The organism is Ensifer oleiphilus, assembly GCF_013371465.1.
Classification (GTDB): domain Bacteria; phylum Pseudomonadota; class Alphaproteobacteria; order Rhizobiales; family Rhizobiaceae; genus Ensifer; species Ensifer oleiphilus.
Genome location: NZ_JABWDU010000001.1, coordinates 640075 through 654179, shown reverse-complemented (window position 1 = coordinate 654179; position 14105 = coordinate 640075). Strand labels below are relative to the sequence as shown.

The 14105-nt window shown below is 61.8% G+C and carries 12 protein-coding genes; 8 read left to right on the top strand and 4 right to left on the bottom strand.

Annotated features, from left to right (window positions below; all coding sequences use genetic code 11):
• The first annotated feature begins 164 nt into the window (after positions 1-164).
• The 3 genes from aceA to HT585_RS03155 all read left to right on the top strand — a co-directional run bounded on the left by aceA (position 165) and on the right by HT585_RS03155 (position 3120).
• On the top strand, positions 165-1454 hold the full coding sequence (gene aceA / locus HT585_RS03165) for an isocitrate lyase (RefSeq protein WP_025425978.1): 1290 nt from the start codon (positions 165-167) through the stop codon (positions 1452-1454).
• 82 nt (positions 1455-1536) lie between these two features.
• A complete protein-coding gene (locus tag HT585_RS03160; protein ID WP_025425977.1) occupies positions 1537-1776 on the top strand; it encodes an SMc00767 family acetate metabolism repressor in 240 nt (79 codons plus the stop codon).
• A 237-nt stretch (positions 1777-2013) separates the two neighbouring features.
• Positions 2014-3120: a helix-turn-helix transcriptional regulator gene (locus tag HT585_RS03155; protein ID WP_176351562.1), complete on the top strand. Its 1107-nt coding sequence runs from the start codon at positions 2014-2016 to the stop codon at positions 3118-3120.
• A 5-nt stretch (positions 3121-3125) separates the two neighbouring features.
• On the opposite strand, the gene HT585_RS03150 is transcribed toward HT585_RS03155, so the two are convergent.
• Positions 3126-3995, bottom strand: coding sequence for a LysR family transcriptional regulator (locus HT585_RS03150; RefSeq protein WP_176351561.1), 870 nt, complete (start codon positions 3993-3995; stop codon positions 3126-3128).
• A gap of 88 nt (positions 3996-4083) precedes the next feature.
• Here HT585_RS03150 and HT585_RS03145 point away from each other — a divergent pair, with 88 nt between their 5' ends.
• Positions 4084-4296, top strand: a complete 213-nt coding sequence (locus HT585_RS03145; protein WP_246707560.1) for a hypothetical protein — start codon at positions 4084-4086, stop codon at positions 4294-4296.
• Positions 4297-4325: 29 nt separating this feature from the next.
• Here HT585_RS03145 and HT585_RS03140 read toward each other — a convergent pair whose 3' ends face one another.
• The 3 genes from HT585_RS03140 to HT585_RS03130 all read right to left on the bottom strand — a co-directional run bounded on the left by HT585_RS03140 (position 4326) and on the right by HT585_RS03130 (position 8766).
• On the bottom strand, positions 4326-6851 hold the full coding sequence (locus HT585_RS03140) for a methyl-accepting chemotaxis protein (RefSeq protein WP_176351560.1): 2526 nt from the start codon (positions 6849-6851) through the stop codon (positions 4326-4328).
• Positions 6852-7203: 352 nt separating this feature from the next.
• The gene (locus HT585_RS03135) at positions 7204-7350 is read right to left on the bottom strand and encodes a hypothetical protein (RefSeq protein WP_173419037.1); all 147 of its coding nucleotides are present in this window, start codon (positions 7348-7350) and stop codon (positions 7204-7206) included.
• A gap of 231 nt (positions 7351-7581) precedes the next feature.
• Complete coding sequence (locus HT585_RS03130; protein ID WP_176351559.1) at positions 7582-8766, bottom strand: aminoacetone oxidase family FAD-binding enzyme; 1185 nt, start codon at positions 8764-8766, stop codon at positions 7582-7584.
• Positions 8767-8890: 124 nt separating this feature from the next.
• Here HT585_RS03130 and HT585_RS03125 point away from each other — a divergent pair, with 124 nt between their 5' ends.
• The 4 genes from HT585_RS03125 (at position 8891) to pgl (ending at position 14013) form a co-directional block, all read left to right on the top strand.
• Complete coding sequence (locus tag HT585_RS03125) at positions 8891-10327, top strand: glutamine synthetase family protein (protein ID WP_176351558.1); 1437 nt, start codon at positions 8891-8893, stop codon at positions 10325-10327.
• 16 nt (positions 10328-10343) lie between these two features.
• Positions 10344-11630 carry an NAD(P)/FAD-dependent oxidoreductase gene (locus HT585_RS03120; protein WP_176351557.1) on the top strand — a complete coding sequence of 429 codons (1287 nt, stop codon included), beginning with the start codon at positions 10344-10346 and terminating at the stop codon, positions 11628-11630.
• 201 nt (positions 11631-11831) lie between these two features.
• Positions 11832-13307 carry a glucose-6-phosphate dehydrogenase gene (zwf, locus tag HT585_RS03115; protein WP_173419034.1) on the top strand — a complete coding sequence of 492 codons (1476 nt, stop codon included), beginning with the start codon at positions 11832-11834 and terminating at the stop codon, positions 13305-13307.
• A 7-nt stretch (positions 13308-13314) separates the two neighbouring features.
• Positions 13315-14013, top strand: coding sequence for a 6-phosphogluconolactonase (pgl, locus tag HT585_RS03110; protein ID WP_176351556.1), 699 nt, complete (start codon positions 13315-13317; stop codon positions 14011-14013).
• Positions 14014-14105: the final 92 nt, after the last annotated feature.

The following is a 14105-nucleotide window of genomic DNA, read 5'->3' as shown; positions in this document are numbered from 1 at the left end:
GCGATTGTCAAACACAAGACAAGATAACCCTTTTGAAACAGCGACTATCGCAATTCTGATGGCTCTATTGCGCAACGCAATGTAAAAACTGTCACATCAACTCGGAGATAGAAGAGCCATACGACAAAAGTCGAATGGTGAATGAGTTCCAGCAGGAGGAAGTAATGACTGATTTTTACAAGCTCGTTCCCAGTGCCCAGCAGGGCCGCTTCGATGGCATCGAACGCCCCTACACCGCCGAAACCGTGAAGCGGCTGCGCGGCTCGGTCGAGATCCGTTATTCGCTGGCGGAAATGGGTGCCAACCGCTTGTGGAAGCTCATTCACGAGGAAGACTTCGTCAACGCGCTCGGCGCACTCTCGGGCAACCAGGCCATGCAGATGGTTCGCGCCGGCCTGAAGGCAATCTACCTCTCCGGCTGGCAGGTCGCGGCCGACGCCAATACAGCGTCGGCGATGTATCCGGACCAGTCGCTCTATCCGGCAAACGCCGCGCCGGAACTGGCCAAGCGCATCAACCGCACCCTCCAGCGCGCCGACCAGATCGAGACCTCGGAGGGCAAAGGCCTTTCGGTCGACACCTGGTTCGCCCCGATCGTTGCAGACGCAGAAGCCGGGTTCGGTGGTCCGCTCAATGCCTTCGAGATCATGAAGGCCTTCATCGAGGCGGGTGCCGCAGGTGTTCATTACGAAGACCAGCTCGCGTCTGAAAAGAAGTGCGGCCATCTCGGCGGCAAGGTTCTGATCCCCACAGCAGCCCATATCCGCAACCTCAACGCGGCACGGCTTGCAGCCGACGTCATGGGCACGCCGACGCTAGTCATCGCCCGCACCGATGCGGAAGCCGCCAAGCTTTTGACCTCGGATATCGACGAGCGCGATCGGCCCTTCGTCGACTATGACGCCGGGCGCACGGTCGAAGGCTTCTACCAGGTGAAGAACGGCATCGAGCCGTGCATTGCGCGCGCCATCGCCTATGCGCCGCATTGCGACCTGATCTGGTGCGAGACCTCAAAGCCCGATCTGGAACAGGCCCGCAAGTTCGCCGAGGGCGTGCACAAGGCGCATCCGGGCAAGCTGCTCGCCTACAACTGCTCGCCGTCGTTCAACTGGAAAAAGAACCTCGACGACGCGACGATCGCCAAGTTCCAGCGCGAACTCGGTGCGATGGGCTACAAGTTCCAGTTCATCACGCTCGCCGGCTTCCACCAGCTGAACTTCGGCATGTTCGAGCTCGCCCGCGGCTACAAGGCCCGGCAGATGGCCGCCTATTCGGAGCTGCAGGAGGCGGAGTTCGCCGCCGAGGTCAACGGCTACACCGCGACCAAGCACCAGCGCGAAGTCGGCACCGGCTATTTCGACGCGGTGTCGCTCGCCATTACCGGCGGTCAGTCGTCGACGACCGCCATGAAGGAATCGACCGAGCACGACCAGTTCCGCCCGGCCGCAGAGTGAAGGACCGGGGAGCGTGGCAATCCCTGCCCGCCGCGCTCCCCGCGCAACCCTACAGAAACCGCCGACACCAAGGAGAACTCCAATGACAGTTCAGACACGCGTCAAGGAACGGGCCGAGGAACAGTCTTCGGCCATGACCCCGGACCAGCAAGCCGCGATCCGCATGGTCGCCAACGACCTGCACCGCCTCAACCAGGCGGTCATGAAAGCCGTCGACGCCGGCGTCTCGGTCGAGCTCGTGCGCTCCGCCCGCCACCACGGCGGCGAAGGCAACTGGGGCGACCTGCTGATCCCCGTCATCGTCACCCAGGGACGGGCGTGATGATGGCGCTTGCGGCAACGATCGCGTTCATCGCGTCTCTGTGCACGGCCGGTCCGGGCGTAGGGCCGGCCATACGCGTAGCACGCCCAACGAATACACCTTTAACGGGAACAAGCCGGCAGTAATGTCGGCTGTTCGCTTCTCACCCTCCGGTCTGCCCCGCAAAATACCATTTCAAGTTGCTTCCAATGCGAGCCTCGCCTATATTAGCTTCGACTATTGCGAGCGGGGGCACGCATGTTGCAGCCGGGACATTCCGGAACGGAAGAGCTGACTGACCTGATCTACGGCGCCGCCTTCGGCGAATGCAGCTGGCAGGACTTTCTCGATCGGCTGGCCAATACGCTGCCCAACGGCCGATCAGCGCTGCACTATCACGATCTGGCAACACCCCGCAGCTATGTGCCTTCCGTCTCCGGGTTCGACGCCAAGGATATCGAGCAGTTCAACCAGCACTTTGCCGCGGTCAATCCCTGGATCCCAAAGGCGATGCTCGTGCCTGCAGGCCAGGGCATCTGCGGGGAGCAGATCGTCGCGCGCGGCGAGCTAATCAAATCCGAATTCTATAACGACTGGCTGAAGCGACAGACCGGATGCGAGACCAGCGTCGGCGTGACGATCATCAGAAGCGCGACCCGAACCTTCATGCTCTCGACCTGCACCTCCTCCACAGACGCAGACCTCAACCAGCGGGCCGCTGAGCAATATACGTACCTGGCGCCGCATTTGAAACGGGCCTTCGACCTCCTGCGCAAGCGCGACATGATGGCATCAGGGCATGGCGAGGGCCGGGATTTGCTCGATAGCGTCGGCGTCGGCGTGATCTATGTCACCGAAAATCTCCGGATCCGCTCTATGAACGAGAGCGCCGAGCGGATGATCTCCAACAATGCACCTCTTCGGATTTCGCCCGGTGGGCGTGTGACGCTGCCGAGCGCGGGATCGGCAGCCGCTCTCGAATTGTTGTCCTTGCGGGTCAATACGCATGCGGAGCCGCATGTCTCCCTCGTCAGGGCCACAGATGGCGCGGCCTATCGCATCACACTGGTGCGACTGCGCTCCGATATCTTCGTTGAACTTCTGAGCGGACCAACAGTCGCGGTTCTGATCGAGCCGGCGACATCGCTTCTGCCTGCGGAACGAAGGGAGCATCTCAGGGACATTCACGGTCTGACGCCCGCGGAAGTTCGCATCGCGTCGGGCCTCGCGGCCGGCCTGTCGCTCCGCGAGATGGCCCAGGCCAATGGCGTCAGCTACGAGACCATCCGCACGCAGCTGAAGAGCATCTATACCAAGACCGAAGTGAACTCGCAGGCAGCGCTCGTCAGCCTGTTGATGCGCTGACCGCGTCAACTGCGGCGCGGGCGTTTCCCGGCGAAGATGTCGGCGTGACTTTTCAGCAGCTTTGTCATTCGATCGACGACGGTGCGGATCTCCTGGCGGTGGCGATCCTCGTTGTTCATGACGATCCACTGACGATGCCGAAGCGCTGGGATCTCCTCGCCCGTCCGCTCCAGCAGCGGATCGAGGTCGCCGACGAAACAGGGCAGCACTGCGCAGCCGGCACCCGCGCGCGCAAGGTCGAGCAGGGAGCGAGGCCGCGTCACCGTCGCCACAATGCGACCGGTCGCGTGCTCATGCGGCCAACGCAGATAGGACGAGATCGCGTCCTCCTCGCCGACGGCGACCCATCGGCCATTCGACGCCGGCAATGCATTCTTCTGCCGATAGGCCGCGTAGGCGACGTCGCCCACCGGGCGGGCGGCCAGATAGCTTTCCTCCGGCTCGAAGGCGCGGATGCCGATATCGCTCTCGCGATAGGCAAGGTTTGCGCGCGTCTCTCCAACATTGATCGCCAGGCTGAAACCGTCACGCTCGGTACAGAGCGCCGGAAAATTTTCGGCAAGCAGCCAGGATACCCAGGTTCCCGCGGTAATGCGAACGACCGCCCCCTCACCTTCCCGTCGCCAGCTCTCTACGCGGCGGGCGGCAGTCTCCATCTCCTCAAGCTGTTCGAACAGCAATTGCCCGTCGCCGGTCAGCTGATAGCCGGTCTGGCTGCGCACGAACAGGCTGCGCCCGGTACGCTCCTCGATCTCGAGCATGCGCCGGCCGACGGTTGCCGGGCTGAAGCCCAGTGCCTGCGCGGCACCGGTCAGGCCGCCGGTCCGCGCCACGCTCATGAAACAGCGATAGATATCCCAATCCATGTCTTTCATAGATGAAAAACATAGGCCGATATCTTGCGTATGTAAAACAGCTTTTGCTGCATAAAAGAGAGGATGCCACTCGATGAGGAGCATCACCATGGACACACTGGCAATGGCCTATCTGGCCGATATGACGATGAAGAGCCGCCGATGGGACGAACATTTCGACCCAAAGCCGCCCGGCTTGTTGCGGAGGATGCTTCGCAGCTGCATGGCCGCGTTTGCGGCTAGCAGAAAGGTTGAACGCACCGAGGAGACTGTTCAAACGAAATGCACCGCGCAACCGGTGTGTTGCGCGGTGCAGTGCTAGGATGACAAAGCCGTTGCGGTGCTGAGCGATCAGGCCGCGCGGTAAGCGTGGATATCGGCTGTTTCCGGCTCCAGCCGGAACTGCTCGACCAGCATCATCAGCGTGTCGGCCTGGTTGGATAGCGCCAGGCTCGTTGCCGTTGCCTCTTCGACCATAGAGGCGTTCTGCTGGGTCATCTGGTCCATCTGATTGACCGATCCGTTGACCTCGTTGAGCGCCACCGCCTGGTCGCGGCTCGCGGTCGCGATCATTTCGACATGCTGGCTGACGGTGACGATCTGGGCGCTGATCGAGGCCAGCACCGCGCCGGTCTCCTTGACCAGCAGCGAACCGGAATTGACCTCGTCGGTCGATTTGTTAATGAGGCCCTTGATTTCGCGGGCCGCCTCGGCCGAGCGTTGCGCCAGTTCGCGCACTTCCTGCGCCACCACCGCGAAGCCCTTGCCGGCTTCGCCAGCGCGCGCTGCCTCGATGCCCGCGTTTAGTGCCAGGAGGTTGGTCTGGAAGGCGATGTCGTCGATGACCTCGATGATCTGCTCGATCTGGCGTGACGCCTCTTCGATGCGGCCCATGGCGGCGATCGCATTGGTGACGACGGTTGCCGAGCTGTCGGCGCTCTTCTTGGTCTGCGTCACGGCAACGTTGGCTTCGTTCGCACGCTCTGCGGAAGAGCGAACCGTCACGGTGATCTGGTCGACCGCAGCCGCCGTCTCTTCGAGCGAGGCAGCTTGGGCTTCCGTCCGCTTCGACAGCGAATCGGCAGCGTGGTGCATGTCGGCGCCACTCTGCTGGATCGCCTGTGCATTGCCGCGGATCTGCGCCAACGTGTCCTGCAGGCGGATCAGCGAGCCGTTGAAGTCGGTGCGCAACTGCTCGAGACGGCCATGGAACGGGACGTCGATCTGGCGCGACAGGTCGCCCTGTGCCAGACGGCCAAGGCCGGCGGCCAGTTCGCTGACGGCAAGGTCGATCTGACGGTCGAGTTCGCGCTTTTCGGCATCGTTGCGGGTCCGCTCAACTTCGGCGCGGGCGCGCTGTTCTTCGCTTTCGGCCTCGATGCGCACCTTCGAGAGCGCATTTTCCTTGAAGACGCCGAGGGCGCGAGCCATGTCGCCGATCTCGTCCTGACGGGCATCGCCGTCAATCGACGTATCCAGGCGACCGTCCGCCAGGCGACGCATGGCGGCAGTGATCTGGCCGATCGGCTTCTTCAGCGTCAGCGTCAAGGCAATGCCGGCAAGCAGCGCAATGACGACGCCTGCAACGGTTGCGGCAACGGAGATCTGGTTTGCTTCCTGGCGCTCGGTGCCTGCGGCAACCTTCTGCTGTTCGGCAAAACCGGTCAGATCGCTCCAGATCTGGTTGATCGACTGGCCGGCAGCATCGAAATCGGCCGTCCGCTTCACGGTGATTTCGACCAGCGATGCCGCGTCCTTCTTCATCACCGTGATGATCGGCATCAGCGTATCGGCAATCGCGTCGAAAGACGCGCCTTCGCTGGCGACACCACGCAGGGTCGCCATGTTCTGCTGAACCGCCAGGAACTTGTCGAGCAGCTTCTGTCGGTTGCTTTCCGTCGTCGTGCCCATGAAGGTCGCCGCGGAGATCTGGATATCGGTGATCGAGCTTGAAAGCCGGCGTGTGGCTGTCAGAACGGATTCTGTGCTGACGATCAACTGGTCAAGCTCGGCGAAGATCCGTGTCGCATCGCGCATCTTGCCGACCGACGCGGCTTCAAGACGGAAGCTCGCAGTGCGGAAGCGGTCGACGTATTTCGAGATGCCGGCAAGCGTTTCCGGACCGGCGGGCGCCTTCAGAAGTGCGCCGATCTCGCTCGATGCGGAGGTGATCGTCTCGGTCAGCGACTTCTCGTCCTTCGGCAGCAGCCGGAAGATGTCGCGCTCGGTGCGACCGATCATAGGGAACCGTTCCTTGACCGCCTTGAGCTTGTCCTCGATCGTAGTCGCCTTGCTGACTTCGGTGCCGAACTCATTGAAGAAGCGGCTGGCGCGCATCAGCTTTTCGGCTTCGCGCAGCATGGTCTTGGCGGCGTTCTCGTTCTTGCGCACGGCATATTGCAGCCGGTTCGATTCATCGTTGATCTTGGCGCGCTCGACCAGCAGGGCATCGAGGTTCGCCATCATCGCGGCGCGCATTTCCTGCTCGCCGACATGCAGCTTCCACAGCCCGTCGATGCGGGCTTCGATGTCGTTGGTTGCGGCGATCGCGGCCGTCAATTCGTCCTGGCCGTTCTGGCCGGCCACCTGCGCGGCGGTGTCGGCAAGGATTTCCTTCTGCGCGGAAATCTTGCCCTGCAAGGCATCGCGCGTTTCTTCGGTGGTCGAGTGCAGGAAATTGTTCATCCCCGCATAGACGTCCTTGAACCCGCTCAGCGTCTGCAGAACACTGTTTGAAATCTCCATCCGGCCCTGAAGCAGGCCGGACGCATAAAGGCCGGTAATGCCGACGGCACAGATGCTGACGACGAAAGGCAGAATGAAGAAAAGGACCTTCGTCTGGATCTTGAAACGGGCAAGAATTCTATCGATGAACATGCAAAACACCTTGGCTCGCAGCTCGCATTCGCCTCCCCCGGCGGCTCGAAGCATGTCTCGCCTTTCACGTCACCGCGAAAAGGACGAAACGATCGAGAGCCACCCGATGCGCAAACAGGCTGATGTTTTTCTGGAAAATCATGCGGCGCACACCGCCAGTCCGTCAGCAATCATTGCGGGACTACGCCACCTCCCCGGTAGCGAAGTCCTGACGGAACTCACTTCGTCGCAATAATCATTTTGAACGATTAAAAATTGTATAAGCGCGCAACACTCGCCAACGAATTTCCGAAGGCGCTCGCGCGCTCAAGGCGCGCCAGAGACTCGGCCGTCAGGCGGCCGACCGGCGGCGTCAATGCCAAAGGGCCGGAAGCGTTGCGAAGGCAGCGACGGCAAAGAAGGCGAGCAGAGCGATGCGGGTGAGCATCACTCTCTGGGCGCGGCTCTCGTCGGTGCGAGCGATCGCGATGGCGCGGGGACGACGGCGTGGCTGGTTCATGACATCCTGTCCTTCTCACTGACCGGCAACGTTCGGCCCGGATAAACCGGCTTGCCAGTCGTCATCATATTGCAGCCATGCTGTGGCGGAGAAAAGCCCTAAAAATGGAAACAGTGTGATTTCCGTTTGCGGAACAGTTCTATCTCGCCAACCGCCGGCTGTGCCGACATTCAAAGAGGTTCAGACATATCCGTTAACAATGGCTGAAGCGGCGCGCCACAAAAGCGGGGATCAGGCCTCCTGGCCGGCCGCAAAACCCGAAGCCCAGGCCCATTGAAAATTGTAGCCGCCGAGCCAACCGGTCACATCGACGCATTCGCCGACGAAATAGAGGCCGGGAACTGACTTCGCCTGCATCGTCTTTGAATCGAGACCGCTGGTATCGACGCCGCCGAGCGTCACCTCGGCCGTGCGATAGCCTTCGGAACCGGCAGGCTTGATCGTCCAGGCCTGGATCGAGGCCGACAGCGCATCGATGGTCTTGTCGGAGAGGTCGGCGAGTTGCTTGCCCGTCAGCTTGGCGGTGTCAGCAAAGAACTGCGCCAATCGACGCGGCAGGATGTCGGCAAGCGCCGTCTGAACCGCCTGCTTGCCGTTGCTGCGGCGCGAGCCTTTCAGGATCGAGGCGATATCGATATCGGGCATCAGCCTCAGAACGATATCCTGCCCCTCGCGCCAATAGGACGATATCTGCAGGATAGCCGGGCCGCTGAGGCCCCGATGGGTGATGAGCACCGCCTCGCGGAAAGCCGTCTTGCCGGAGCGCGCCTCGGCGTCGGCGGCGACGCCCGCCAGTTCGCCGATGGTTTCGAGCTGCACCGGGTCGAGCGTCAGCGGCACAAGGCCGGGACGGGTCTCCACCAGCGCCAATCCGAACTGCTCGGCAATCTTATAGGCAAGCCCGGTCGCGCCCATCTTCGGGATGGACTTGCCGCCGCTGGCGACCACCACGGACGGAGCGTCAATTGCGCCGTCGCCCGTCACCACCCGAAAACCGCCGCCATGGCGCTCGACGCTCTCGATCGTCGTCTCCAGCCGGAGCTCGGCGCCGACCTCGCGCATCTCGGTGAGCAACATCCTGATAATGTCCTTGGCCGAGTGGTCGCAGAACAATTGTCCAAGCGTCTTTTCGTGCCAGGCGATGCCGTGCTTTTCGACAAGCGCCAGGAAATCGCGTGCACCGTAGCGCGCGAGCGCAGATTTGCAGAAATGCGGATTGGCCGACAGGAAGTTCTTCGGCCCGGCATGAATGTTGGTGAAGTTGCAGCGGCCGCCGCCGGAGATGCGGATCTTTTCGCCTGGCGCCTTGGCGTGGTCGATGACGAGCACGCGCCGGCCGCGCTTGCCGGCTTCGATGGCGCACATCATGCCGGCGGCACCTGCGCCAATGATCACCACATCCCTTTTTTCCGCCACGAAACACCTTTGAGCTCTTCAGCGCATTCCTTTCCGGTGAAGGAGGCGAAAGTCAATCGTCCCGCTCTAGCCAATTGCCAATCTCCGGTTATGATGCGCCATCCGAAGCCAAAACCGGTGATTTATGCCCTCCAAGAGAAGTGCTGCCCAACAATCAACGAAAATCAGCAAGACCTCGAAAATACCCGCCGCCCTGCATTCCCTCCGAGGCGTCAAGACCTGGAAGGAAGCAACGGACTGGCTGAAGATCCGCGGGATCGAAGACATCGAATGCATCACGCCCGACCTTGCCGGCGTTCCCCGCGGCAAGATGATGCCGACTTCCAAGTTCACATCCAACACCTCGCTGGCGCTGCCATCAGCCGTCTACCGCCACACGATATCAGGCGAATATCCCGACGAGACCGGACAGTTCCGCTACGATTCGCGCGACAGCGACATCAAGCTCGTGCCCGACCTTTCGACGCTTTCGGTGGTGCCTTGGGAAACCGATCCGACAGCGCAGGTGATCTGCGACATCGTCGGCTCCGAAGGTGAGCAGATCAGCTACACGCCGCGCAACGTCCTGAAGCGCGTGGTCGATCTCTACCGCCAGAAGGGCTGGAAGCCGGTCGTCGCCCCCGAGATCGAGTTCTACCTCGTCGCCACCAATGACGATCCCGACTATCCGCTGCATCCGCCGAAAGGCCGCTCCGGCCGCTCGATCCTCGGCGGCCAGGGCTACTCGATCGCCGGCATCAACGAGTTCGACGAACTGATCGACGACATCTATCACTTCTCGGAGAAGCAGGGCCTGGAGATCGACACGCTGATCCACGAGGAAGGTCCCGCGCAGCTCGAGATCAACCTTCGCCACGGCGATCCGATCGAGCTTGCCGACCAGGTGTTCCTGTTCAAGCGCACCATCCGCGAGGCGGCGCTGAAGCACGGTATCTACGCGACCTTCATGGCCAAGCCGATGCAGGGCCAGCCGGGTTCGGCCATGCACATTCACCAGTCGGTGATCGAGATCAACACCGGCCGCAACCTGTTTTCCAATCCGGATGGTTCGGCCTCCAAGGAGTTCTTCAATTTCATCGGCGGCATGCAGCACTATGTGCCGCGCACGCTGGTGATGATGGCACCTTATGTGAACTCCTTCCGCCGGCTTACGCCCGACATGTCGGCTCCGGTGAACACCGCCTGGGGTTACGACAACCGCACGACCGCCTTCCGCATTCCGGTGTCCGAACCGGTTGCGCGGCGGATCGAGAACCGGCTGCCGAGTTCGGATGCCAACCCCTATCTGGCGCTCGCCGCCTCGCTTGCCTGCGGCTATCTGGGCATCATCGAGGGTCGCGAGCCCTCGGCACCGACGGAAGACACCGCCAACGAAGGCGAAATCGATCTGCCGCGCGGGCTGCTCGAGGCCGTTTCGCTGCTGGAATCGGCGCCCTCGCTTGCCGAGGTGCTGAGCCCCGAATTCATCGCCATCTATGCCGGCGTGAAACGTGGCGAGTTCGAAACCTTCATGCAGGTCATCAGCCCGTGGGAACGCGAGTTCCTGCTGCTGAACGTCTGACCTGAAAGGCTGTCCGATGCCTTGGCAAAGCCCGATCTCGCCCGGTTACTCCTGGTATGAGGCAACCGTTCCGGATCGACCGGAATTCCCGCAGATGCCGGGAACGCGCAAGGCCGATATCGCCGTCATCGGCGGCGGCTACACCGGGCTTCAGGCGGCCTACAATCTTGCCAGGCAGGGCGTCGATGTCACCCTCATCGACGCCTGCCGCTTCGGCGACGGCGCGTCGGGGCGCAATGGCGGCCAGTTCGGCACCGGCCAGCGCGCCTGGGCTGACGAAACCGAGGAAACGCTTGGCCATGAACAGGCGCAGGCGCTCTTCGACATGGCCGAGAACGCCAAGCGGCACGTGCTCGACTTTGCCGCCGAACATGCAATCGACATCGAGTTCATGCCGGGGCAGCTCTCGGTCGGTCACAAGAAGAGCCTGGAGAAGGACTACCGCGACCACGTCGAGGCGATGGCGACACGTTTTGGTTATCCGCATCTCTCGTTCATGGAACGGGAGGAGACGGCAAGTCGCCTCGGATCATCCCGTTATCACTTCGGGATCCGCGACGCTGGCACCGGGCATATCCATCCGATGAAGCTGCTGGTGGGGCTCGCAAAGCAGGCAGGGTTTGCCGGCGCCAACCTGTTCGAGCGGACGAAGGCTCAGAAGATCGAACGCAAGGGATCAGCCGTTGTCATCACCACCGATCGCGGCACGATCACCGCAGACCGGGTGCTTGTCGCCTGCAACGCCTATATCGGCAATCTCGAGCCCGTCAGCGCCAGCCATGTGATGCCGATCCGCTCCTTCATCGGCGCGACCGAGGTTCTTTCCGCTCATCCGAATGTGCTGCCCGGCGGCGAATCGGTCGACGATTCGCGCTTCGTCGTGCGCTATTTCCGCAAATCGAAAGACGGACGGTTGTTGTTCGGCGGGCGCGAAGCCTACACCGCCGACAACCCACGCGACATTTCCACCCATATCCGCCGACAGATCAGCGAGATCTATCCGGAACTCGGCAACATCAAGATCACCCATGGCTGGGGCGGCTCCGTCGGCATCACCATGCCACGCACGCCCTTCTGTCGCGAGGTCATGCCGGGCGTCACCTCGATCGGCGGTTATTCCGGCCACGGCGTCATGCTTTCCAACTATTGCGGCAAGCTCTACGCTGACCTGGCGCTTGGCAAAGAGACGGAACTCGACCTGTTGAAAGCCTTGAAAATACCGGCTTTTCCCGGCGGGTCACGCTTCCGGTCGCCGCTTCTGTTCCTCGCGCTCAGCTGGTACGCGCTTCGCGACAAGCTCTAAGGCGCGTTGCGTGAAAATAGCGTCACGCACGTGCCTTAGGCTTTTGCTTTTATGCATGTCGTGGCCCCGAAACCGCAGGACACTTTCGGGCGACATGCATTAGAACGAGCATTGAAGGCCATTTTATTGCGTCGCACCCTAGCGCCTTTAAATCGATTAGATTATATGTGTCCCTGACCTGAACAAGATCGAGATTATCCTATGAGCAGCCAGATCATTCCCGTCGAACCGTTTGACTACGTCGTGTTCGGGGGCACCGGCGATCTCGCCGAGCGCAAGCTGCTGCCAGCGCTCTACCACCGCCAGATGGAAGGCCAGATCACTGAGCCGACCCGCGTCATCGGCGCCTCGCGCGCCGCGTTGACGCATGAGGAATATCGCAAATTTGCCGCCGATGCGCTGAAGGAACATCTGAAGCCGGCCGAATACAATGAAGAGGAAGTGGCGAAATTCACCGCCCGTCTCTTCTACGTCTCGGTCGACGCCAAGTCGGACCAGGGCTGGGATCAGCTGAAGAAGATCCTGGAAGAGGGCAAGGAGCGCATCCGCGCCTTTTACCTCGCCGTCGGGCCCGCGATCTTCGGCGATATCTCCGAAAAGATCCGCGACCACAAGCTGATCACCAAGACAACCCGCATCGTCGTTGAAAAGCCGATCGGGCGAGACCTGGCGTCTGCGACCGAGCTCAACGACACGATCGGCAAGGTCTTCCGCGAAGAGCAGATTTTTCGCATCGACCACTATCTCGGCAAGGAGACGGTGCAGAACCTGATGGCGCTGCGTTTCGCCAACGCGCTCTACGAGCCGCTGTGGAACTCCGCCCATATCGACCACGTGCAGATCACCGTTTCGGAAGCGGTCGGCCTTGAAAATCGGGCTGGCTACTACGACAAGGCCGGCGCGCTGCGCGACATGGTCCAGAACCATATCCTGCAGCTCGTCTGCTTCGTTGCCATGGAAGCGCCGACATCGATGGACGCGGAAGCCGTGCGCGACGAAAAGCTCAAAGTTCTGCGCGCGCTGAAGCCGGTCAACGCCTCCAATGTCGAGCAGGTGACCGTGCGCGGTCAGTACCGTGCAGGCGCCTCCGCCGGCGGCCCGGTCAAAGGGTACCTCGAAGAGCTCGAAGGCGGCGTTTCCAACACAGAAACCTTCGTCGCGATCAAGGCCGAGGTCAGCAACTGGCGTTGGGCCGGCGTGCCGTTCTACATCCGCACCGGCAAGCGGCTTGCCGGTCGCATGTCGGAAATCGTCATCACCTTCAAGCAGATCCCGCACTCGATCTTCGACAACAGTGCCGGTCGCATTTCCGCCAACCAGCTGGTCATCCGCCTGCAGCCGAACGAAGGCGTCAAGCAGTCGCTGATGATCAAGGATCCGGGCCCGGGCGGCATGCGTCTTCGCAACGTCTCGCTCGACATGAGCTTTGCCGAGGCCTTCGACGTGCGCAATGCGGATGCCTACGAGCGGCTGCTGTTCGACGTCGTGCGCAACAACCAGACGCTGTTCGTGCGCCGTGACGAGGTCGAGGCGGCATGGAAGTGGGTCGATCCGATCCTGAAGGCCTGGGAAGAAACCGGACAGCAGGTGCAGGGTTATACCGCCGGCACCTGGGGTCCGAGCCAGTCGATCGCGCTGATCGAGCGCGACGGCCGCACTTGGCACGATGCGATATAGGTTAGAAATGAGCACGACGCTTCACACATTCGACACTGGCGCTGTCCTCGCTGAAGGGTTGGCGAACACCGTTAGCGCGGCTCTTGCATCCGGTATTGCCGCGCGCGGAACCGCCAGCATTGCCGTTTCCGGCGGGTCTACCCCGAAGGCCTTCTTCCAGGCGCTCGCCAAGAAGGACATCGCCTGGGACAAGGTCACGGTCACGCTGGTGGACGAACGCTTCGTTCCGCCGGAAAGCGATCGCTCCAACCACGCGCTGGTGACGGCCAACCTGCTGCAGGGCCCTGCGGCGAAAGCGCATTTCCTGCCGCTTTACCACGCAGCCGCTTCGGCGGAAGATGCGGCCGTGCTCGCAAGCAACGATACGGCAAAGATCGGCGCGCCCTTCGACGTCGTCGTGCTCGGCATGGGAACGGATGGCCACACCGCGTCGTTCTTCCCAGGCGGCACGCAACTTTCAAGGGCGATCGACGCGACGACGCCACGCGGCGTCATCACCATGGAAGCAGAAGGCGCCGGCGAGCCGCGCCTGACGTTCACCTTCTCCAGCCTTCACGACGCCAGGTTGTTGATCCTGCACATCGAGGGCGAAGGCAAGAAGGTGGTGCTTGCCAAGGCGGAAGGCCCCGGCGACGAGGCCGAGATGCCGATCCGCACCATGCTGCGCCGTGCAGCCTCGCCGCTGCAGATATACTGGGCGCCATAACGGCCGGATCACCGGTTGATCAGGACACTTTCAACCGGTGGCGCCCCACCGGAATGCGAAGGTGTTGAAAGAGTTCATACCGGGGCGTGGCC